Genomic DNA, 20,421 nt, shown 5'->3' with positions numbered 1-20,421 from the left:
TTCCTACAGATGGATTCTATGAAACGCTTTTTCTACATAGATATAGAATAAGATTACACAAATTGTATATTGCTGAATCAGCACCTTCTATGGCGCAGTGTCTGCACCAGTATTTGTTGTCCAGCCGCGAAGGGAGGTGACCAAAATGGAAGGGTTCGAAATGTTCTTCGCCACGAGTGCGTTTGTGCTCGGCCTGGTTCAGCTCATCATTAAGCTGACGGACCGGCAGGATAAAAAATGATCCGTTCATGCCAGGAACGGATCACACATAGGGGTTACCGCGATCAGTGCCAAAGAGTCGGATGTCGGGTCCGGCTCTTTATTCTGTATCCGAACCTGTCGTACGAGATCCCTCCCCAGGCCCACGACATCATTCATATGGGGAAAATACCGTTTTTATTCCTGACGATTACCTGGAAAAGATTGCAAAATCGCATCCGCCAGTTCATGCGCCATCTTCATCACGAAGCGGAGAGAGGTTGTCTGAAGGGTCCAATACGGCTTCGGTCCGTTCGTATTGACGACGGCGGCGATGCTGTATCTGCCTACGGCAGGGAGCGCCATACCAACCGACTCTGCGGGAAGCAGCGGCTGATTGCCGGCCAGATAATAGCCTACCGTCGAAGGATGGCCCAGGCAGGCGTCAATCGCAATGGTGAGGAGATTCTCCGGCAATTCGGCGAGCCTCGCCTCCAGATTGGACGAATCGCAAGGCTCGTCCAGACAGCCGATCACATTCGTCCATCCGCTCTCCCGCAGCCTTGTTCCAACCAGCGGGCCAAGCGCGTCTCCCGTTGAACGGTCGGTTCCGATACAGATGAACATGATCGGCTCGGACGGATGCGCCGCAGCCACCGATTGCAGAAAACCGGATAGCTGTGCTCCAGCCATCTTCTGCCGCCGCTCCGCGGACCGGGAATCCAGGGGCGGAAATAAATTGAGCTGCATCGGTTGCGTACTCCTTTTCATCTTCATGATGCCTTATTGTACTTCACATTTCCTGCCATGCCAAGCCTATCCCGCAGGCCGGCTGGCGCAGAGCGCATCCCCGGAGTTCGTTCTGTTTCCGCCGCATTCGTGATACAATACGAGCAGGTTGTTCACAACCGTTCGAGGAGGAATAGCATGATTACCAATGAAAAAACGCAACAGAACGTGGAATTGATGATTGAGGCGATAAAGGGGCGACTGAAGATGGCGACAGCAGCCGCGATGCAGCCCTCCGCCTTCTCTGTGGAGCAGTATGACGATATTAAGGACGTATACGATATCGTCATGAGCAAGTCGTCGTACAGCATCAGCGAAATGGAAGCGCTCGTCTCCGAGCTCGGCCGCCTGCGCCGGGGGTGAGTTCCTGCTCTTGACCGGGCCGGCTGGGCCGGCAGCCGGTCAAGGGCGGGATTGGACATCTATACCGTGCGAAGCAGCGCGGCCAGACCCGACAGCCGCTCGGGATCGATCGGCGACAGTGCCCGCGTCCCCTGCCTTACATTCGATCCGAAATGGACATGGCGGACGCCCGTCTCCTGAATGAATCCGCCCACCGACTCCACCGTAAGCCCGCTGCCGGCCAGAATCGCCAGCGAGGATCCTTCCGCGCGCCGGACCATCTCGGCGATCACATCAGTCGCCTGCAAGGCACTTGGCTGTCCTCCCGAGGTCAGCACGCTCGTAATCTGAGGATACCTGAGCAGCACATCGAGCGCTTCATAGATGTCCCTCGTCTCGTCTACGGCCCGATGGAAGGTCATCGGCAGACCGTCGGCAGCCTCCAAGACCTGCTCCAGGGCTGCCTTGTCTATCGTTCCTTCCGGCGTCAGGGCGCCGAATACGATCGCGTTCGCTCCAGTGGAACGGATGAGCCGCACATCAGCCACAATCGTTCGCATATCATCCGCATCATATTGAAAAGAGCGGCTGTGCGGCCGGATCATGACGTTGACCGGAATGTCCACTGCCTCCACGGCCTCTTGCACGAGTCCGAGGCTCGGCGTCAGCCCGCCTTCGGTAATGGCGGTAATCAGTTCAATTCGATCCGCCCCGTTCCGGGCCGCCGTCACCACCTCTTCCCGTGTCGTCCCTATCACTTCCAGCAGCACTTGCTTCATCTTCATCCCCCTGCCTCTCTCCATGTTGTGTTCCCGCCTTCGCTTGGGGCCGCTTGTGTTCCCATCTTCGCTTGGGCCGCTTGTGTTCCCATCTTTGCTTGGGCCGCTTACGTTCCCGGCTTCAGCACGAAGACAGTTCGTTGTTCCCCGACCTGCCGGCCGTTGTCATTGAGAATCACCGCCGGTATCCGGCTGCGAAGCCGCTCTACCGTCTCCCGGCGCTCATATCCGATCTGCTCCAGAATGGAGGCAGTCACCAACGCCCACTCTTCATCCGATCCGTCGGCGATCTTGAAGGCGAAGCCGAGCCGTTCCTTGGTCAGCGCGAAGGCGAAGATTCCTTTGAACCCGCCCTTGGCGATGATGTTGTCATCCTCCATCAGCAGCGAGTCGACCCGGTCCGTGCCGCCGACCAGGAACGGATATCGCTGCATCGCGCGGCGAACGCGCGCCGCGGCTTCCCTCGTAGGCGCGTCTTCGATCAGAGCAGGACAGGCCAGCTTCAGGTAGGCGGTCGCCAGACCGGTCAGCGGAATGCCGTACACTGGGAATCCGCATCCGTCCGTCCCTTGAATCATCGCCTCCTGCGGCACTTGCGACAGGTAGCTGATCGTGTCTCTCATCTGGCGCTGCGCCGGATGCCCGGGATCGGCATACGATCCCATGTCCATGCCGGCCATCTTGCTCCAGGCCAACACGCCGAAATGCTTGCCGGCGCAATTGTGGTACATTCGCCGCCGGTCTCCGCCCTGTCGAAGCAGCTCTTCCCTCGATTCCTCATGAAGCGGCAGGGAAGGGCTGCAGATTAGCGCCTCGTCTTGAAGCCCGCAATGCTCCATCACATGCTCCAACGTATCGACATGCGCCGCTTCTCCCCGGTGCGAGGAGGTCATTAGGGCCAAGTCCCGATCCTCAAGCTGAAAGTGCTCCAGCATACCGCTTCGCACGACGGGAATCGCCTGCAGCGGCTTGGCTGCCGAACGGAGAAACATCGGCCGGGCCGTGTCCCCTACAGCATAGCGAATGCGGCCATGTTCGTCCACGCCGCATATCGCGCCCCGATGCTCGCATTCCAGCCAGCCGTTGCGCGTTTCTTCTATCAGTCGTTCATTCATCATCGGTCTTCCTTTCCTTGTAGCCACTTCCTAAATTATATCCCTTTCCGAAGCTGCTGCCTATCGGTCTATTTGCATTCGATAGAAGCTTTGTGATATTCATATAATGGGGCTCTTTCCTGTATTCGGTCTATTTATATTCACAGAGCTTCAGGCGAGAGCATGTGCTCACCCGCCTGTGTGCCGCTTAAGGAGAAATTTGACTGCGATGAATCAACAATCCAACAACAAACCGGCCGCACCCTCCCCGAAAGAAACGGCGATGTTCACATTAAGCCTATTATGGGGCGGCCTCGCCGTTCTGATTCTGATCGTGCTGTTTTTTGTGCTGATTCGGGGAGTCCTTGCGGACAACTTTCAGCAATTTGATGCCGTCGTCACGGACACGGTGCGGCTCGCCGCTTCGCCGGGGCTGACCAAGGCCGTATCCTTGCTCACCGATCTCGCTTCCAGCCACGTCATCATCCCCATCTCGCTGCTGTGCGCAGGCATTTGCGCCTGGGGATTCAAGCGGCGCTGGGACGCGTTCGGCTTGCTGGTCGCGCTTGGCGGCAGCTACACGCTGAACCTGATTATCAAAAACTTAATTCAGCGCGCCAGACCGTCATGGGAGCATTGGGTGGTCGAATCCGGTTACAGCTTCCCGAGCGGTCATTCCATGGCTTCGATCGCGTTCTACGGCATGCTTGGCTATCTGATCTGGCTGCATCGGAAGGAACGGGGGCGGCCCGCCGCCTATATTCTCGTCCTGACCGGACTGCTCGTCCTTGCCATCGGCTTGAGCCGAATCTATCTGGGCGTGCATTATGCTACGGATGTGATTGCCGGCTTTTGCGCCGGAGGCGTCTGGCTCATCGCCTGTATTTACGCGCTACAATGGATCCGCCGCAAGCGCCGGGCGTAATTGGGGGATCAAATTTCGGCACAGCCTGTTTCAAAAGCGGTCAATCAGTGTAATCGTATGGTAGATAGCAACGAATGACGTACAAGGAGATGACGATAGTGAGTGAAAATAATAACAATTCCAGCGTATTTTTGAAAGGCGCCATTGTTGGCGGCATTATCGGCGCGGCAGCTGCCCTGCTGTTGGCACCGAAGCCGGGCCGCGAATTGCGTTCCGATCTGTGCGACACGGCGCAGAAGGTGGGCGAGAAGACGAAGGATATCGCCTGCGATCTCGGCACGAAGACCGCTGATGCCGTCAAGTCGGTCGGCAGCAAGGCCGAAGCGGTCGTTAACAGCATGAAGGATGCGTCCCATGAGGTGGCGGTTACCGTGAAAGACGCCGCATCCGAGGCGACAACGCAGTTGAAGGAAGCTTCCGCCGATGTGGCGGATGAAGTGGCGAGTCAACTGAACTCGAACTGACGGGAGGAATGGGAATGACGCCGATACCTCCGGTCTCTGCTCAGGCCGAAGCCGTGCGCAAATTATTTTTGCGGCACGGCTTCACCGGCATTCAGTCCAGCAAGCAGGAAGTCTTCGTACTGGGGCTGATGAACGAGGCGCTTGACACCGAAAGGGCAAGCCATATGTTCACCGTTCCGGCCGTCAAGCTGGCGAACGGAGCATTGCAGGTCGAAACCGGCTTGGCGGGCTTCTCGAGCAACGCGCCTGTACCGGAAGCGATACAAGCAAGAGCGTGGACGATCCTGGCGAAGCTGTGCGCCCAGATCGAGCGCAAGCTCAGCGTTCCCTGCGTGGAGCCTCCCGCTCCCGATGCGGATCTGCTCCATGCCCTCGCACCGCGCGCAGCGGGGATGAGACAGGTTCAAGCCATGACAGATTGAGTGTTCAGGGGACGATCCGAATCATCGAGAAGAGCAACCAAAGAAGCACGATCGAAGCACGCCTTCAGGGCGTGCTTCGTTCTGTCCGCGCATGAAGCGCAGGACAGCTATCCGTCATAGCGGGAGGATAGGATATGCCGGAGCTTGTCGGTGGCTCTGCGTTGAATCCGCGAGACGCTCATCTGGGACACCCCGAGCCGTTCGGCGGCCGCACGTTGAGACAGCCCTTCCTCGAATACTAGGGCAAGCACCTGCCGCTCTTCCGCTTTGAGCGCTGCCATGGCATCGCTCAGATCCATCCGGCGCTCGACGGCTTCATAATCGTCGCTGTCCGAGCTGATCAGTTCCCCTAGCGTCGCCGCGCTCTCTTCCTGCGACAAGGGCGTGTCCAGCGACACATAGTGATAGCATTCCCGGCCGGCTAGTACTTCGACGGTCTCCTCAACGGATAATTCCAGCCGCTCCGCAATCTCCTCCACGTTCGGCGACCGTTCCAACTGAACGGTCAATTCGTCGATCGTCTGCTGAATGAGGGCCCCCTTCTCCTTGATTCGGCGCGGCACTTGAATATACCACGACTTGTCCCGGAGGAAATTTTTCATATGACCGATCATGCTCTTCATCGCATAAGCTTCGAAGGGCACGCCCAAGGAGCTGTCGAATTGCTGCAGCAGACGAATCAATGCCATATTGCCGACCTGCATCAGGTCTTCGTATAAATCGGGACGGTTGCGCGAAATTTTGCCGGCGGCCATCTTGACCATGGGCTCATACTTGTGGATGAGGAGCGTGGCGATATCGTTGTCCTGCGTCTCTTGATAAGCACTGATGAGTTGATTCGCCTCTTCCGCTGTTCCATGCCGGGAGGGCTCGCTCATAGCAGTTCTCCACTTTTCAAAAGTCGCTTGCGCATTTTGACAACAGTACCTCGCCCCTCCGTGCTCATCACTTCCACATCATCCATCAGCGCCTGCATCAGGTAGAACCCGAGCCCCCCGGCCTCCACCTCGTCCAGGCTCTTCTCATGCCATCCGCACAAGCCGCTCGTCTTGCTGTCCGCATCGAAGCTGCCGCCCTCGTCCTTGACCATGATGCCAATCTCATCCGGCCCCTCCTCGAAAATAATCTCTACCATCCCCTGCGTCGTTCGATAAGCATATAATACCGCGTTATTGCAGGCCTCGGAGATAGCGACCTTCATATCTTCGATATCCTCGTAAGAGAACCCGATGCGGCTTGCAATGCCGTACAGCGTCAGACGGGCCAGATCGACATATGCCGCCTGCGCAGGCAGAATTAATTTGATTTGCTTCCGCTCTCTGTCATTTTCCATAAGTCATTCCCTTTCATAATCCCTTAAATTTATGCGTTCGGTGTCAAAAACTTCGAAATCCCCGTCATATCGAACAGCTTCTGAATCTGCTGCGGCACATGAACGATGCGGAACTGCGCTTGCTGCTCCTTCCGAAGCTTCAGCACGGAGATGAGAATCCCGATCCCGGTGCTGTCGATATAGGTAAGCTTCTGCAGATCCAGCGTCAAATCCAGTGCCGGGTCATTGACAATCGGCTCCAGCAGGCTGCGGAACTCCCCTGCGGCCGCCAAGTCCAGGTCCCCTTGCAAATGCACTGTTACTTGATGTTCGTCTTGCTGCATCGTTACGTTGAATTTATTGCCGTTCATAGCTTCCTCTCCTAACTCACGACTTCTAGGTTTAATCTAATCCCCTCACTGTAACGTAAATAACCGAAATACGAGGGCCCGAAACATCGAACCGAATTCTACTGCTCCTCGCATATCCCCAGACATACATGGAAGACGAACAGCGCGCCTTCCTCTACCGGTACGGTGCGGATATCCCCCTGCATCATATGGACGAGCGATTTGCAAATCGCGAGTCCGAGCCCGCTTCCGCCATACTTGCGGTTCATCGATGAATCCAGCTGGGAGAACGGCTGGAACAGCCCGTCCATTTTATTCTCGGGAATGCCGACGCCCGAATCCTTCACTTCAAATTGGACCTTCACCCGTCCCGGTTCCTCCTCTCGCTGCCGCTCCGGCAGAAGGGAGATACGGATCTCAACCTCGCCGCTGTCCGTAAATTTGACGGCGTTACCGACCAGGTTGACGAGAATCTGCCGCAGCCGGAACATGTCGCCGTAGAGACAATTCGGCACGTCGGGCGCAATCGTGTACGTCAAATTCAGATCGCGCTTGCTCGATTCGGGCGTGAACAGCTCATATACTTCCGAGACGAGCGCTGTGCAGTCGAACGGGAATTCGTCCAGCTCCAGCTTGCCCGATTCCATCTTCGTGAAATCGAGAATGTTGTTGATCGTCCGAATGAGCGCATCCGCGCTCTTCCGGATCATCTCGGCATAATTCCCCTGCTCGGGAGTGAGCTCGGTATCCATCAGCAGATCGACCATGCCGAGCACTCCGTTCATCGGGGTGCGGATCTCATGGCTCATCATGGCCAGGAACTGCGTGCGGGCGAGAGCGGCGCGTTCGGCGGCTTCCTTCGCCGCAGCCAGCTCGTGGTTCATCCGCTCCAACTCCTGCGTCTTCTGGTGAAGGAGCATCTTCTGCGCTTGGAGCCGCTTCTGCGCCAGGAACATGCCGACGAAGCTGTGAATTTTGGATTTGAGAATATGGGGAACGAACGGCTTGATCATGTAATCGACCCCGCCGGCCGAATATCCGGCGAAGAGATGCTCGGTCTCTTTGTAGTTGGCGGATACGAAGATGATCGGGATGTTTTTCGTCTTTTCCCGCGCTTTAATCCACTTGGCGGTCTCGATGCCGTCCATGCCGGGCATTTGAACGTCGAGGACGATGACCGCGAATTCGCTCTTCATCAGATGGCGCAGCGCCTCCTCGCCCGACGTCGCCTTGACCAGGCGGTAGCTTTCTTCGGACAGGACTGCCTCCAGCGCCAGCAGATTTTCAGGTCTGTCATCGACCAGCAGTATATTTATCGGTTCTAAGGTAGTCATCCGTAGTACCTCCTACCGTATTTTGCGATAAATCTTCTCGTTCCGGTCCATCTCCTCATAGCGCGCTTCATGCACCGTGAAATGCAGCGATTCCTTGGCGCCGACAATGAGCACGCCCAGCGGGGCGAGACTCTCGTAGAACAGCTCATGCACCCGGTTGCGCAGCGGATCGTTGAAATAGATCATGACATTGCGGCAGAGAATGACATTGAACTCGTTGAAGGAACGGTCCGTCGCCAGATTATGCTCGGCAAAAATAATGTTTTTGCGCAAATAGGGATGGATGACGACCCCTTCTCCGGAGGCCGTGTAATATTCGGAGAAGGACCGGGTGCCACCCGCTTCCATATAGTTTTTAGTGTACAATTTCATTTTGTCCAGGGGGCAGATTCCTTCCTTGGCGATGCGCAGCGAACGCGAATTCATGTCGGTCGCATACAGTCTCGTCTTCTCGTACAGCCCTTCCTCGTGAAGAAGGATGGCCATCGAGTAGACCTCCTCCCCGGTCGAGCAGCCGGCGTGCCAGATGCGGATATACGGGTAGGTTCGGAGTAAAGGGACGACGGTACGGCGAAATGCGCCGAACATCTGGGGATCGCGGAACATCTCCGTCACCGGAATGGACAGGCTGTGCACGAGCCGCTGCAGGCAGTCCCGGTTATGAAGCACGCAGCTTTGCAATTCGGAGATCGTCTCCACCTGCTCGGTGTAAACTTGATGCCAGATTCGCCGTTGGAGAGAAGGAAAGGCATAGTCACGAAAATCGTAACCATAGACCCGATAAATTCCTTCCAGGAGCAGTTCGATTTCTACTCTCTCCCGATCCGAATCATGCGGACGATGCTCCTCGCGGTTCCTTCCGGTTTCTCTGCCTGTCATCTCCATCCCATACTCCTTCATGTCTGTGTCTTCTTGACAAGGGATTCCCGTCTACCTGTACAGCCAGACCCGCATCAGCGACAGCAGCTGATCCGTCTGGAACGGCTTGCTTACGTAGTCGGAAGCCCCGGCTTCAATGCATTTGTTGCGGTCTTCCTTCATCGCCTTGGCGGTCAGGGCAATGATCGGGAGCTTCTCGAACGAAGGCATCTCCCGAATGAGGCGCATCGCCTCATAGCCGTCCATTTCCGGCATCATCATATCCATCAGAACCAGATCGAAATGCTCCGGATCCCCGGTCAGGGCCTCGATGGCTTCTTGGCCGTTCTCCGCATAGACGATGTCCATATCGTACTGCTCCAGCACGCTGGACAGAGCGAATACGTTGCGCACATCGTCATCGACGAGCAGGATGCGCTTGCCTGCCAGCAGCTGATCATTCGATGCGTGCCCGCTGGCGCGCGTCCCCGCTTCCTCTTCTCCGGACCGGTTCAGGAGCAGCATTGTCTCTTGAAGCAGCCGCTCCGGCGACTTCACATCCTTGATAATAATGCTCCGCGCGCGCTTCTTCAGCTCCAGCTCTTCCTTCTTGTCCAGGAGCTTGCCCGTGTATACAATGACCGGAACCTTGCTCAGCTCCGCATGAGCCCCCATACTGTCCAGCAGCTCGAATCCGCTCATGTCAGGCAGCAGCAGATCCAGCACCAGACCGTCGTACTTCGTGTCTGCCAGTGATTTCAGCGCCTCCGTTCCGTTCGAGACGGCATGCACTTCCACATCGGCGCCCTCGATGAGCGCGATCAGCGACTGCCGCTGCGGACCGTCGTCTTCCACAATGAGCAGCTTCTTCCGTTCCAGCGGCCAGACCCGCTCCCGCTTCTGCTCCTCGGCTGCAGCGGCCTCATGCATCACCACGTTGTCCCACTCCCGATGCGACTTCTTCCACGTGCGATCAGGCGAAGCCGCCGGCTTATCGTCCCGTTGTTCCTCTCCCGGACACGCTAAGGATGGTCCTTCCGCTGGAGATGATTCTGCCGCTGCGGTTGGTTCGGCCGCCGCAGACGCCATCGCCTTCTCATTCCATTGCTCAATGAGGCGAACGCTGCCCCCCAATGGTTCACGCTGCTTGGTCGCTTGAACCGGCAAATAGAAGGTGAAGGTGCTGCCCTCCTCCTCCTTGCTCTCCACCGTAAGCGTTCCGCCCAGCAGACGAGCCAGTTCCCGGCTGATGGACAACCCTAGCCCGGCTCCGCCGTACTTCCGGCTGGTCGTGCCGTCCAACTGCTGGAACGCTTCGAAGATCAGATCCTGCTTCTCCTCCGGAATTCCGATTCCGGTATCCGTCACCCGCAGCGCGAAGAATGGCATTCCCTCCTTGCGGATATGGGACGGAATCTCTTCCTCCGCCGCCATTCCGATATGGAATGCGACGCTTCCGTAGTTCGTGAATTTGACCGCATTGGACATCAGGTTGCGGATAATCTGCATGACCCGGTGCCCATCTGTCACCAGGCTGTCCGGCACGTTCTCATCCATATGGACTTCAAGCCGGAGGCCTTTTTGCGAAGCGATCTCGGAGAAGCTGTCACGGATATAGGCTATCAGCTCCGACAAATGCACCTTTTCATAGTTCAGCTGCATTTTGCCCGCGTCAATTTTGGACAAGTCCAAAATCTCGTCAATCATTTTCAACAGATCCGATCCGGACATATGAATCGTACGCGCATACTCGATCTGCTTCGGCTGCAGATTGCCCTCCTTGTTCTCGGAGAGCAGCTGGGACAGGACGAGCAGACTGTTCAGCGGCGTCCGCAATTCATGCGACATGTTCGCCAGGAATTCCGATTTGTACTTGGAGGCGAGCGCAAGCCGGAGCGCCTGGCGCTCCATCTCCTTGCGGGCGCCCTCCAGCTCCTCGTTCTTCTCCTGCGTGGCCAGCATCTGCTCTTCCAGCGCGCGCGTCTTGGCGATGAGTTCCGTATTGTAGTGCTCCAGTTCCTCCTGCTGGCGCTGCAGCACCTCCTCCGACCGCTTCAACGCCTCGGTCTGGGATTCCAGATGCTCATTCGAGCGCCGCATTTCTTCTTGCTGCGTCAGCAGTTCCTCGGACTGGCACTGCAGTTCCTCCGTCAGCGTCTGCGACTCGCGCAGCAATTCCTCGACGCGCAGCCGTCCGGATATGGAGTGGATAATGACGCCCAGCTTGTCCGCCAGCTGCTCAAGCAGCTGCTGCTCCTTGTTCGACAGTGGCGATACGGACGCCAGCTCCAGCACGGCGATGACCGTAGCTTCGAAGATGATCGGGTAGACCACGAGCTCGACCGGGACTGTATCGCAAATCCCGCTCTGGATGCGCAGCGAACTGTTTTTCAAATCATGAATATAGATCGGCTTCTCGTCATGCGCGCACTGTCCGACCAAGCCTTCGCCGACGCGGAAGCCCGTCTCAGCCTGGAGGCGGCCGTTGGCCGCATAGGCGCCGTACAGATGAAGCCAGTCCGGGTTCTTCAGGTCATCCCGGATATACAGCGCCCCGTATTGCGCGCCGAGCGTCGGCACGAACTCGCTTACGAACGTCTCCCCGACCTGGTCCAAGGTCGTCGCACCGTGCAACAGCTCCGTCACGCGGGCGATATTGGCATCCATCCAGGCTTGTTCCTCCTGGACCAACCGGAACTGCTCCTCGCTCCGCTTCCGTCTCTCGATGTCCGCGGCCATCTGCTTGAAGACATGGATGACTTCCCCGATCTCGTCATTCGTATGCGGCTCCAGCTTCTGAATGACGCGCATCCGTCCGCGGGCCAGGCTCCGCATCATGACCGACATCGTGTTCAGATTGCGCGTGACGCTCGGAATGACCCACAGCGTCACTACGGCGGTCACGACAATTCCGAACAGCATAATTGCTGCCGTCCAAGTCAGGGCGGCTTCATACGTATCGGTCGCGGCCGTCACCTGATCTTCCATTATCGCTTCATGGTAGCGGGCCAGATCGCCCAGGCTGTTCAACAAATAGTTCTGATAATCAAGCCCGTACTCATTGCGGAGCTGGTTCGCTTGCTCATACTCGTTATCCATGCTCAGCCGAATTGCATCGATCACGAATTGGTCGTACCGGCCCCATTCGTGAAGCGCCGCCTCCACCATCTGCTTCTCCTCGGCCTTGGCCGCTTGCCGGGTCAGCTCTTCCAGCCAGCGATTGATCCGCTCCTTGTAGCCGTCGACCTTATCCAGCACTTCTCTGCCGGTCTGATCCGCCTTGTCCGGATTGAGCAGCTCGGTCACCAGGTCACGGGCAATCGCATTGGCATCGTCCCGCGCCGCCAGCGCCAGCTCAACCTTCCGGAAGCTGTCCCGGTAGAAATGATCGAGGTCTTGCTTCAGGCCGCCCATCTGGGCAAACGAATACCCGCCCAATGCGAGAATGATGATCATGAACATGACATAGCCGATGATGAGCTTCGTACGCAGCTTCAACGCTTGCTCCCCCTCTGCTTAATGAATGTCGACCCATACGAGGCATTTGTCGTCCTCGCTCTCTTCTCCGGGCGGGTGGAGCAGTTCGTCCCAGGCTTGGCTTTTCAAGGATGGTTCTTGCTTCAACAGCGCTCCTATCCGCTCCATCACACTCTCCACGGTTGCGCCGGCCGATTCCAGCAGCCCGTCGGTATACAGTGCGATTCTCGCCCGCGAATCGAATTTCAGCACATGGGTATCCACTTCCAGCTCGGCGAACATGCCGACAGGATAGCCTGTCGACTCGAGCGTCACCATCCGGCCGTCCTCCATCATGACGATTCCCGGCGGGTGGCCCGCATTGGCATATTGGATCGTGCGATCGTTCGTATCGACGACGACATAGAGCGCCGTCATGTAGTACAGCATCAGATTCCCGTTCATATGAAGCTGGTGGAACTTCGTGTTCAACCGCTTCAACACCATGTCCGGCTGCTCGGTCTGCACCACCGCGTCTCTCAGGACCGAGGCGATGAACATGCACAGCAGCGCGGAGGAGACGCCATGCCCCATCATATCGATAATCATGATGCCGTACCGGCCTTCCCCCAGCTTGAACCAGGCATACAGATCTCCAGCCAGCTCCTCGGACGGCTGATAGAGGGCGTCTATCGTAATCCGCTCATCGGAGAGCGGCTCCGTCAGCACCGAGCTCTGGACCCGGGCGGCGAGGCGCAGCTCCTCCCGGATATGGCGATCGCGTTCCTTATGCCAGTCCTTCTCCTGCTTCAAGCGAAGGGCAAGCCGGATGCGGGCGAGCAGCTCGATGCGGTTGATCGGCTTCGTCACGTAGTCGGCCGCTCCTGCGTCCAGCGCTTCGGCCAGCATATGCGAATCGCCGATCGCCGTCACGATAATGATCGGAATATCCCGCAGCTCGGAATACTGCTGAATGGTCCGGCATGCCTCCAGCCCGTCAATCTCAGGCATCATCATATCCAGCAAAATGAGATCAACATCCGGCACATAAAGCGGACCTACCGGCCCTTCCAGCCCTAACACCTCGTACATTTCCCGCGCTGAAGAGGCGGATTGCACCCTCGTATAGCCTGCCTTCCGAAGGATCTCCCGAATCAGCATCACATTGGTCGGATTATCGTCGACAACAAGTACGTTCAACATACTACTCCTCCCCTCAATCGACAGCATTCCACTGCCCGAACACTTACAATCTCTACCTTCCAATATAACGGAAACGCGGCCGCTTTCGCACCCCTTTTTATGCCATAGGATCCAGTCGTATTCCCGTTCAGATCGGAAAAGCCGGCTAACGTAACCGTTAGGCCGGCTGGATAACTAGCTTCGTTGTCTCCACAGCTGCCATGCGCGAATCCCAAGATCGACCCAGGCCTTCCAATCGTCCCCGCCCTGCTTCGCCGTCGCTCCCGGTTGCGGGTGCTCTGCGGCTGCGGCCGTGAGCGGCAGTGCGGAAGCCGCGCTTGCTCCGGGCACTCCGTCCTGCACCGGAGAAGCGGCCTGTCCGCCAGGTGCCGGGCTGCCCGCATAAGAGCCTCCCGGGTCCGCCGGCTGGCTGCCCGGTGCCGGCCCGTCCCCGCGTTTCTTCTCGAAGCGCCTCGCCGCTTTGCGAACGCCGCTGACGAAGCCGACCGAGATTTGCTTCGCGGCCAGCGTCAATTCATTCAAGGCTTCTCCGGCATTCTGCACCGAATCCGCCACAGGCTCGATCTTCTTCAATTGTCCCTGTAATTCCTCGGTCATATGGTTGGCATTCCGCGCGATCGCCTGCAGATCCCCGCTCAGCATCTGCACGGTCTGCTGCACATCCTCCATCGTCCTAGACACCTCGTCGAGCGACTGCTTGGCCGACCGCAGCGTCTGGATCAGGAAGACGACCAACACGGCAAAGGCCAGCGCCGCAATCAGCGCGCTGATTTCAACTAGCATAACATCTCCGCCTTTCTCTCTCTGTAAACATGTGAACCTCATCATCTATTTGCAAAACGGATGTGCATGTTGTCCATGAAATCATCCATTTAGTACCCGTATGGGCCGCTTGTGAAACAGTTTTCTTTATTTGTGCAGCCGTGTCTGCCCCGCAATGCAGCAAAGGACGCCTTCCGACGAAGAAGGCGTCCTTTGTATTGTACCGCATTTACGGGCAAAAAAGTGTGAAAGCTTGTTCATATTTTTCATGGGGATCACTCGCTATATATCCTCGCGATGCGCCTGGCGCTCCTCATAGAACCGCTTCCGGTTCCATTGGCCGAGCCAGCGGGAGGATAGGACGCCCGCAGTCATCGAGCCGTTCACATTCAAGGCCGTCCGTCCCATGTCAATCAGCGGCTCGACGCTAATCAGCAGCCCCGCCAGCGCGACCGGCAAGTTCATCGAGGACAGCACAATCAGCGCGGCGAAGGTCGCTCCACCACCAACCCCGGCGACGCCGAACGAGCTAATGGCAACAACCGCGACCAGCTGCAGCAAAAATCCAAGGTTGTACGGATCGATGCCCGCGCTCGGGGCGATCATGACGGCCAACATCGCCGGGTAGATACCGGCGCAGCCGTTCTGCCCCATCGAGGCGCCGAACGAGGCGCTGAAGTTGGCGAAGCTCTCCGGCACGCCGAGCCGATTGACCTGCATCTCGATGTTGATCGGAATCGAGCCTGCGCTGGTGCGGGAGGTGAACGCGAAGACGAGCGCCGGCAGCGCCCCGGTCACATACCGGAGCGGCGAAATGCCGGACAGCGCCAAGAACAGCAGGTGCAGGCAGAACATGATGACGAGCGCCACATACGAAGCGATGACGAATTTCCCGAGCTTCCATATTTCTGACGGCGCCGTCGTGGCCACCACGACGGCCATCAGCGACATCACGCCATAAGGGGTCAGCCTCAGCACCAGCGTCACCATCCGCATGACGACGGCATGCAGCGCGTCGATGATGGACATGAAGGCCGCCCCTGTGTCCGGCTTCTTGCGCATCACGCCAAGCGCGGCGACGCCGACGAAGGCCGCGAAGATGACGACGGCGATCGTCGAGGTCCGCCGCTCCCCTGTCATGTCGAGGAACGGATTGGCCGGAATGAATTCAATAATTTGCTGCGGCAGCGTTATCTCACTGACTTCCCCCAGCTTGCTGTCCAAATAGTTGCCGCGCTCAATCTCCTGCGTGCCCGCTTCAATCTCGAACGAGGACAGCTGAAAAACGAGAGCCGTGACGATACCGACCACGGCGGCTACGGCGGTCGTCCCGATCAAGATGCCGATGATGGAGGCGCTCATCTTGCCTACCCCCGCCTTGGCCTTCACATGAATGATGGCGGATATGATGGATACGATAATGAGCGGCATGACGACCATTTGCAGCAGCCGCACATAGCCGACGCCGATGATCTCGAACCAGTCGGCCGCCTGCTCCACAATGGCGCTGTCCGGGCCATGGAGCCATTGCAGCACCGCCCCGTATACAATTCCAAGACCAAGACCCGTGAAGACCCGCTTCGTAAAAGAGACATGCTTGCGCTGCATGCGGTACAACAGCACCACCAGGCCCAGCATAATGATGGCGTGAAGCGCTACCCACCATCCGACTGTCATCCACATCACTCCCCTGTCCTGGTTCAAATCGCTGGAGCAGCCGTTTGCCGGTCCCCTGCGTTTTTATTACTGCCCAATTCGGGAACAGTTATCCAGCGCAGGCAAGTGATGCATGCAATGTAAGGCCTGTTATTGGATGGCGCCCGTGCATTTTTACCGGGTCAAAGACAGCCCCAGCTTCATCACCCAGCCGTCAGCATTGAAGTCGAACTCCTTGACCTTCACCCAATCCGGCAGCTCCGCCGCGATCGGGAATTCCATCGGCTTCAGATTCAGCCAAGACTCTGGAATCTCCCAGCCCTTCATGCGCACCGACTGCGGAACCGCGCGCACGCTCTGCTGCTCCGAGTTCCATTCCATATCATAGAGAATGTTCGCTTCAGCCCGGATGCCCGGGAACGGCTCCATCTGCACCTGCGCCTCCAGGCCGCCCGGCTGCAGATGGATCCGCATGCCGTCCAGCTTCCACAATTTCATATAAGATCGGTACGGCTCCGTCTTCTGCATCCCTTGAATCGCGAGCGCATTGATCTCGTCCTCATTCAGCTGCAAGGACAAGGAACGGTTCTTCACCATCTGCTCCAGCTTGCCGAGGATCGATACCTCGACATGGCCCGGCCACCCAATCTTATCCGCCGGCCGAATATAGAATATAAAAGCAACGCTTGCGATAATCACGAATAAGATCAGGAAGGCAATCGTTCTCCCCAGCCATTTCCAACCTTTTTTCATGCAATCTCCTCCCTCTCCTTCTATTTAACCAGCGGGAAGGCCCTGTTTCAATCCGAATTGCCCACGGTTACATAGTGTACAAGCAACTATGAATAGACGGCGTCCCGTCTATGTCACCCCTGTAAACCATACCATTGTATAACCATGAGAGAGGAGACTTCAATGATGAAGAAAATATCGGCAGTGTTGGCACTGACTGCAGCCTTAAGCGCCTTCTCGGCTACGGCGGCGTGGGCCGCGGAATCTGAGGAACAAGTGGTTCCCGGCGCGGTCGGCAAGACGACGAAGCAAATCGATCTCGACGAGTCCGTCCCGTTCTATACGTTTCCGGGCGGGAAGCGGATGGGGGCGCTGGGGCCCCAGGTCGTCAAGATTGAAGAATCGGTCGTGGATCAGGACAACCGGACCTGGCATAGAGCATTGACCTGGATCGGATACGGCTACTTCAAGGATCCGAGCGCTTCCTACAAGACGATCGTGCTGCCTGACAAGACGGCCTTCTACGATAAAGTAAACGGCGAGCGGCTCGGACTTCTCGGCCGCCAGACCGTAAACGTGATCAATGAACAGGTCGACGACTCCGGGTTCGTCTGGTATCAGCTTCATACTTATAAGGGCAAGGCCTGGGTCATATCCCCAAGCCAGGAGAAGCAGAAGGCCAAGCTGACGAAGGAGACTGCGTTGTATGACCAAGTCAATGGCCGCAAGGCAGGCGCGCTCTCCCCGCAGACCGTGAACGTGTCAGAAGTCCGCTACGACGGAAATAATCAGCGCTGGGGCAAGGTGTTCACCTGGAAAGGCGACTTGTGGATCAAGTGGTAGTATACATAGAAGGCGATGCCGTCTGGACATCGCCTCTTGTCATTGGATATTGGCAGGCTACGGCAGCAGCGGCCCGCAGCATTGCTTGAACTTGCGTCCGCTGCCGCACACGCAAGGTTCATTGCGCCCAGGGAGCGGACGGCCGGTCCCGCGGAGCCGCAGCAGCTCCTGCAGGCGGATCTTCCGGCCCAGCGTGGCGATGCGCTCTCCCGCATGCGCATACAGCATCCGGTAGCTCTCGCAGAAATAGTCGGTATGTCCTTCCCACACGCCATCGCGATCGATCCGGTTGCGCGGGCAGCCGCCATGGCAGTAGCTCCAATATTCGCATGCGCGGCAAGCGTCCGGCACCTCCTTCTTCATCTGATGGAATTGCTGCCAGCTCGGATGGCGGGACAAGGAGGCCAGCCGGCCGGTGCCGACGTTGCCGAGCCGGTAGCGGTTATGCAGGAAGAAGTCGCACGGATAGGCATCCCCGTTCGGCTCCAGCACGAGCGCCGAGGGGCAGGATTCGCGATGAGTGCACATTTCCGGCTCTAGGCCCAATTCGGCCTGGAGGACGTTGTCGAACATGCGGACGGAGAAGAGCGGCTCCCCGCCGTTGTACCATTTATCGAAGGCTTCGCACAAAAAATGTCCGTACTGCTCCGGTGTAATCGTATAAATGCCGGGCGCGTCAACATTCTGGGAGCGGAAATCCATGCACGGTATGAACTGGACATGCGTAAACCGCTCCGCCGCGAAGAAATCCATCAGTGCGGCCGCCTCGCCCACATTGTCCTCGTGGATGACGGTCAATATATTATAGTCCACGCCTGCCTGGCGCAAATGATCGATTCCGCGCATGACGGCCTGATAGGAGCCCGCTCCCGATCCGGTGACGCGGTGCTTGTCGTGAATCGGCTGCGGACCATCCAGACTGACGCCGATCAGGAAGGCGTATTGCTTGAAAAAGGCCGCCCACTCCGCATCGAGCAGCGTGCCGTTCGTCTGCAGCGCATTGCTGATCACCGTGCGCGGCGGCGCATAGGCCGCCTGCAGCCTGACGACCTGCTCGAAGAAGGGCTTGCCGGCGAGCAGCGGTTCTCCTCCTTGCCAGGCAAATGAGGCGACCCCCTGCGATTGCTCCATCCATTGGCGGATGAACGTATCCAGCATATCGTCATCAATCCGCTGAAGCGTGTGGCCAGGCCGTCCCTGGCAGGAACTGTAGTAACAGTAGTCGCAGGCTAGATTGCAATCCTCGGACACGGTCTTCCACATGACACCAGTGAATGGATGGCGGGCGATGTCTCTCACGTCAACGTTCATAGGCTGTGCCCCCTTAATCTGTAGATGTGGCCGGCTTCACCAGCTGTCCCATCTACAATATCCTTATTTTTGAACGATTCGCTAGGAACAAGGTCATATGCCGGCGGGTGCATACGCCCTTTATCGCCATGTCGTCTGCGCTTCATCAATGCAGTTCGGGGGATCGGTCGAAGATTCTGCGGATCTGGGCTATCACCCAGACGACCGTTACAACCATCATCATGTCGAAGCTGACGTTGAACAGGAACAAATGCTTGCCCAAATCCGCCTCGCCGTCCCCCACAAGCGGCACCGCCACCGCGATAATGGCCACGAAACCGATGACCAGCGCTGCGTCGACTACATGCTTCGCATATCGTCTGCGGGTATACTCCCTGAGCGCGACACCTATATATAGAAGGAAAAAAACAAGATAAAAAGCGAAGCGCTGCGGGAGCAGGCCCTTCTTCGTCTCGCTCCAGACGCTGTATGTATACGACAGTGCGCCCCGAGGCTTGCCGGCCTCTGGCTCGTAATTGCCCAGGTAGTACGGCCGAATCATCGCGGCCTGAGAAGAGGCGGCCTCCAGCTTATCGATCATCCGCCCGGGGTGGCGCATATAGTATGCAGCCACATCGACATGCCCGAGCCGAGAATAGACATGCTCCGTCAATTCCGGATCGTCCTGTGGGATCGGCACATCCTTCTGGAAGTAATTCGTGCCGGCGAGCGGGGCGAATTTGTCCGGAATGCCCAACTCCTTCAGATCTTTCTCCACATGAGGCGAGTCTTTCAATATTCCGTAAAAAATCGTCTGATACAGGTTAATCTGCTTCAGCTCCTGCGGCGCATAGGCATACATCAATACGGACACGGCCAGTATCGACACCGAGCCGGCAATGACCGTGCTCCTCCAGCTCCGCTCCGGACGCGTCCGGTATAACCGGAAGGCGAAGAGGATGAAGACGAGGCCGATCGGCGCATTCTGCAGCTTGGATGCGGATAGAATCAGGACGGAGACGAAGAACAGAACGACCCAGCCGATGGAAGGCTTGCGGCGCGATGCTAGCACGAAGGACGTTCCGGATGCAAGAAGCAAGAAGATAAGGGAAACCGGCTCGCCGAAAAATGATTGGAAATACGCCACATAGCCAATATCGAAGAAGATAAACAGCAGGCAGAGCGCGACGGTCAATTGCAGCCAGCGCTGTCCGGAACAGGCGTATCGGAGAATAAGGAACAGCGCCGCCAGCAGCAGGGCGGCATAGATCGCTCCCATCGCTTCCAGTGGAAACGAAGCGGAACTCCATACCCGCCCGAGCAACCCGGCCAGGAAGACGAACAGCGCTTGGGATGACCAATAGTTCAAGGAGAAGGGGCCGTAGTCATAGCGCGAGTGGCTGTATCCGAAATATTTTTGTTCATAGGTGAACTTGTCGCTCAGCGGGGCAATGCCGCCGCTGCCCACAATCCGTTCGAAGTCGCCGTTGTTCGCGACTCCGATAAACGGGGGACTGAACAGAATTACGATGAGAATAAGCGCGCCTATTCCCATGGCTCCCCACGTTACCCAATCTTTCTGCTTCATGACTGAATCACTCTCCCGTGTGGA

At 57.4% G+C, this 20,421-nt stretch carries 19 protein-coding genes and 1 pseudogene; 5 read left to right on the top strand and 15 right to left on the bottom strand.

Features of this window, described 5'->3' with window-relative positions; all coding sequences use genetic code 11:
• Positions 1-396: 396 nt before the first annotated feature.
• Positions 397-948 carry a spore protease YyaC gene (gene yyaC / locus DQX05_RS06250; RefSeq protein WP_119791847.1) on the bottom strand — a complete coding sequence of 184 codons (552 nt, stop codon included), beginning with the start codon at positions 946-948 and terminating at the stop codon, positions 397-399.
• A 177-nt stretch (positions 949-1,125) separates the two neighbouring features.
• Here yyaC and DQX05_RS06245 point away from each other — a divergent pair, with 177 nt between their 5' ends.
• On the top strand, positions 1,126-1,350 hold the full coding sequence (locus DQX05_RS06245) for a DUF1128 domain-containing protein (protein ID WP_087440702.1): 225 nt from the start codon (positions 1,126-1,128) through the stop codon (positions 1,348-1,350).
• 59 nt (positions 1,351-1,409) lie between these two features.
• Here DQX05_RS06245 and DQX05_RS06240 read toward each other — a convergent pair whose 3' ends face one another.
• Both DQX05_RS06240 and DQX05_RS06235 read right to left on the bottom strand, forming a co-directional pair.
• Positions 1,410-2,132, bottom strand: a complete 723-nt coding sequence (locus tag DQX05_RS06240; RefSeq protein ID WP_259391815.1) for a copper homeostasis protein CutC — start codon at positions 2,130-2,132, stop codon at positions 1,410-1,412.
• Positions 2,133-2,215: 83 nt separating this feature from the next.
• Positions 2,216-3,226 (bottom strand): asparaginase, encoded by a 1,011-nt coding sequence (locus DQX05_RS06235; RefSeq protein WP_119791843.1) that lies wholly within the window; start codon positions 3,224-3,226, stop codon positions 2,216-2,218.
• Between the two features lie 205 nt (positions 3,227-3,431).
• Here DQX05_RS06235 and DQX05_RS06230 point away from each other — a divergent pair, with 205 nt between their 5' ends.
• The 3 genes from DQX05_RS06230 to DQX05_RS06220 all read left to right on the top strand — a co-directional run bounded on the left by DQX05_RS06230 (position 3,432) and on the right by DQX05_RS06220 (position 5,013).
• Entirely contained in the window at positions 3,432-4,127 is a 696-nt protein-coding gene (locus DQX05_RS06230) for a phosphatase PAP2 family protein (protein WP_119791841.1), read from the top strand.
• Between the two features lie 89 nt (positions 4,128-4,216).
• Entirely contained in the window at positions 4,217-4,591 is a 375-nt protein-coding gene (locus tag DQX05_RS06225) for a YtxH domain-containing protein (RefSeq protein WP_259391821.1), read from the top strand.
• Between the two features lie 14 nt (positions 4,592-4,605).
• Positions 4,606-5,013: a hypothetical protein gene (locus DQX05_RS06220; protein ID WP_119791837.1), complete on the top strand. Its 408-nt coding sequence runs from the start codon at positions 4,606-4,608 to the stop codon at positions 5,011-5,013.
• 107 nt (positions 5,014-5,120) lie between these two features.
• Here DQX05_RS06220 and DQX05_RS06215 read toward each other — a convergent pair whose 3' ends face one another.
• The 10 genes and pseudogenes from DQX05_RS06215 to DQX05_RS06170 form a co-directional block, all read right to left on the bottom strand.
• Entirely contained in the window at positions 5,121-5,891 is a 771-nt protein-coding gene (locus DQX05_RS06215; protein WP_119791835.1) for a sigma-70 family RNA polymerase sigma factor, read from the bottom strand.
• Positions 5,888-6,346 (bottom strand): anti-sigma B factor RsbW, encoded by a 459-nt coding sequence (rsbW, locus tag DQX05_RS06210; protein ID WP_119791833.1) that lies wholly within the window; start codon positions 6,344-6,346, stop codon positions 5,888-5,890. The genes DQX05_RS06215 and rsbW overlap by 4 nt, the downstream gene beginning before the upstream one ends.
• A 29-nt stretch (positions 6,347-6,375) precedes the next feature.
• Positions 6,376-6,696, bottom strand: coding sequence for an STAS domain-containing protein (locus tag DQX05_RS06205; protein WP_119791831.1), 321 nt, complete (start codon positions 6,694-6,696; stop codon positions 6,376-6,378).
• Between the two features lie 104 nt (positions 6,697-6,800).
• Positions 6,801-8,009, bottom strand: a pseudogene (locus DQX05_RS06200) (response regulator); the annotation flags it as partial.
• Between the two features lie 12 nt (positions 8,010-8,021).
• Entirely contained in the window at positions 8,022-8,888 is an 867-nt protein-coding gene (locus DQX05_RS06195) for a CheR family methyltransferase (protein ID WP_119791916.1), read from the bottom strand.
• Positions 8,889-8,939: 51 nt separating this feature from the next.
• Positions 8,940-12,365 (bottom strand): response regulator, encoded by a 3,426-nt coding sequence (locus DQX05_RS06190; protein ID WP_119791828.1) that lies wholly within the window; start codon positions 12,363-12,365, stop codon positions 8,940-8,942.
• 18 nt (positions 12,366-12,383) lie between these two features.
• Positions 12,384-13,523, bottom strand: coding sequence for a SpoIIE family protein phosphatase (locus DQX05_RS06185; protein WP_119791914.1), 1,140 nt, complete (start codon positions 13,521-13,523; stop codon positions 12,384-12,386).
• A gap of 177 nt (positions 13,524-13,700) precedes the next feature.
• Complete coding sequence (locus DQX05_RS06180) at positions 13,701-14,309, bottom strand: DUF948 domain-containing protein (protein ID WP_119791826.1); 609 nt, start codon at positions 14,307-14,309, stop codon at positions 13,701-13,703.
• A 261-nt stretch (positions 14,310-14,570) separates the two neighbouring features.
• On the bottom strand, positions 14,571-15,965 hold the full coding sequence (locus tag DQX05_RS06175; protein ID WP_119791824.1) for an L-cystine transporter: 1,395 nt from the start codon (positions 15,963-15,965) through the stop codon (positions 14,571-14,573).
• A 153-nt stretch (positions 15,966-16,118) separates the two neighbouring features.
• Positions 16,119-16,697 (bottom strand): hypothetical protein, encoded by a 579-nt coding sequence (locus DQX05_RS06170; RefSeq protein WP_119791822.1) that lies wholly within the window; start codon positions 16,695-16,697, stop codon positions 16,119-16,121.
• A 162-nt stretch (positions 16,698-16,859) separates the two neighbouring features.
• Between DQX05_RS06170 and DQX05_RS06165 the strand changes: the two genes are divergently transcribed.
• The gene (locus DQX05_RS06165) at positions 16,860-17,519 is read left to right on the top strand and encodes a hypothetical protein (protein ID WP_259391814.1); all 660 of its coding nucleotides are present in this window, start codon (positions 16,860-16,862) and stop codon (positions 17,517-17,519) included.
• A gap of 57 nt (positions 17,520-17,576) precedes the next feature.
• On the opposite strand, the gene DQX05_RS06160 is transcribed toward DQX05_RS06165, so the two are convergent.
• Positions 17,577-18,830: an anaerobic sulfatase maturase gene (locus DQX05_RS06160; protein WP_119791818.1), complete on the bottom strand. Its 1,254-nt coding sequence runs from the start codon at positions 18,828-18,830 to the stop codon at positions 17,577-17,579.
• Between the two features lie 145 nt (positions 18,831-18,975).
• Positions 18,976-20,397, bottom strand: coding sequence for a glycan biosynthesis hexose transferase WsfD (gene wsfD, locus DQX05_RS06155; RefSeq protein ID WP_119791816.1), 1,422 nt, complete (start codon positions 20,395-20,397; stop codon positions 18,976-18,978).
• Between the last annotated feature and the right edge of the window lie 24 nt (positions 20,398-20,421).

The organism is Paenibacillus thiaminolyticus, from assembly GCF_003591545.1.
GTDB lineage: Bacteria > Bacillota > Bacilli > Paenibacillales > Paenibacillaceae > Paenibacillus_B > Paenibacillus_B thiaminolyticus_A.
Note: the sequence above shows the minus strand (reverse complement) of the source record. Positions and strands in the feature narration are given on the sequence as shown.

Coding starts and splice junctions, on each gene's coding strand:
- yyaC (WP_119791847.1), bottom strand. CDS start 948: ATGCAGCTCAATTTATTTCCGCCCCTGGATTCCCGGTCCGCGGAGCGG.
- DQX05_RS06245 (WP_087440702.1), top strand. CDS start 1,126: ATGATTACCAATGAAAAAACGCAACAGAACGTGGAATTGATGATTGAG.
- DQX05_RS06240 (WP_259391815.1), bottom strand. CDS start 2,132: ATGGAGAGAGGCAGGGGGATGAAGATGAAGCAAGTGCTGCTGGAAGTG.
- DQX05_RS06235 (WP_119791843.1), bottom strand. CDS start 3,226: ATGATGAATGAACGACTGATAGAAGAAACGCGCAACGGCTGGCTGGAA.
- DQX05_RS06230 (WP_119791841.1), top strand. CDS start 3,432: ATGAATCAACAATCCAACAACAAACCGGCCGCACCCTCCCCGAAAGAA.
- DQX05_RS06225 (WP_259391821.1), top strand. CDS start 4,217: ATGACGATAGTGAGTGAAAATAATAACAATTCCAGCGTATTTTTGAAA.
- DQX05_RS06220 (WP_119791837.1), top strand. CDS start 4,606: ATGACGCCGATACCTCCGGTCTCTGCTCAGGCCGAAGCCGTGCGCAAA.
- DQX05_RS06215 (WP_119791835.1), bottom strand. CDS start 5,891: ATGAGCGAGCCCTCCCGGCATGGAACAGCGGAAGAGGCGAATCAACTC.
- rsbW (WP_119791833.1), bottom strand. CDS start 6,346: ATGGAAAATGACAGAGAGCGGAAGCAAATCAAATTAATTCTGCCTGCG.
- DQX05_RS06205 (WP_119791831.1), bottom strand. CDS start 6,696: ATGAACGGCAATAAATTCAACGTAACGATGCAGCAAGACGAACATCAA.
- DQX05_RS06195 (WP_119791916.1), bottom strand. CDS start 8,888: ATGACAGGCAGAGAAACCGGAAGGAACCGCGAGGAGCATCGTCCGCAT.
- DQX05_RS06180 (WP_119791826.1), bottom strand. CDS start 14,309: ATGCTAGTTGAAATCAGCGCGCTGATTGCGGCGCTGGCCTTTGCCGTG.
- DQX05_RS06175 (WP_119791824.1), bottom strand. CDS start 15,965: ATGACAGTCGGATGGTGGGTAGCGCTTCACGCCATCATTATGCTGGGC.
- DQX05_RS06170 (WP_119791822.1), bottom strand. CDS start 16,697: ATGAAAAAAGGTTGGAAATGGCTGGGGAGAACGATTGCCTTCCTGATC.
- DQX05_RS06165 (WP_259391814.1), top strand. CDS start 16,860: ATGATGAAGAAAATATCGGCAGTGTTGGCACTGACTGCAGCCTTAAGC.
- DQX05_RS06160 (WP_119791818.1), bottom strand. CDS start 18,830: ATGAACGTTGACGTGAGAGACATCGCCCGCCATCCATTCACTGGTGTC.
- wsfD (WP_119791816.1), bottom strand. CDS start 20,397: ATGAAGCAGAAAGATTGGGTAACGTGGGGAGCCATGGGAATAGGCGCG.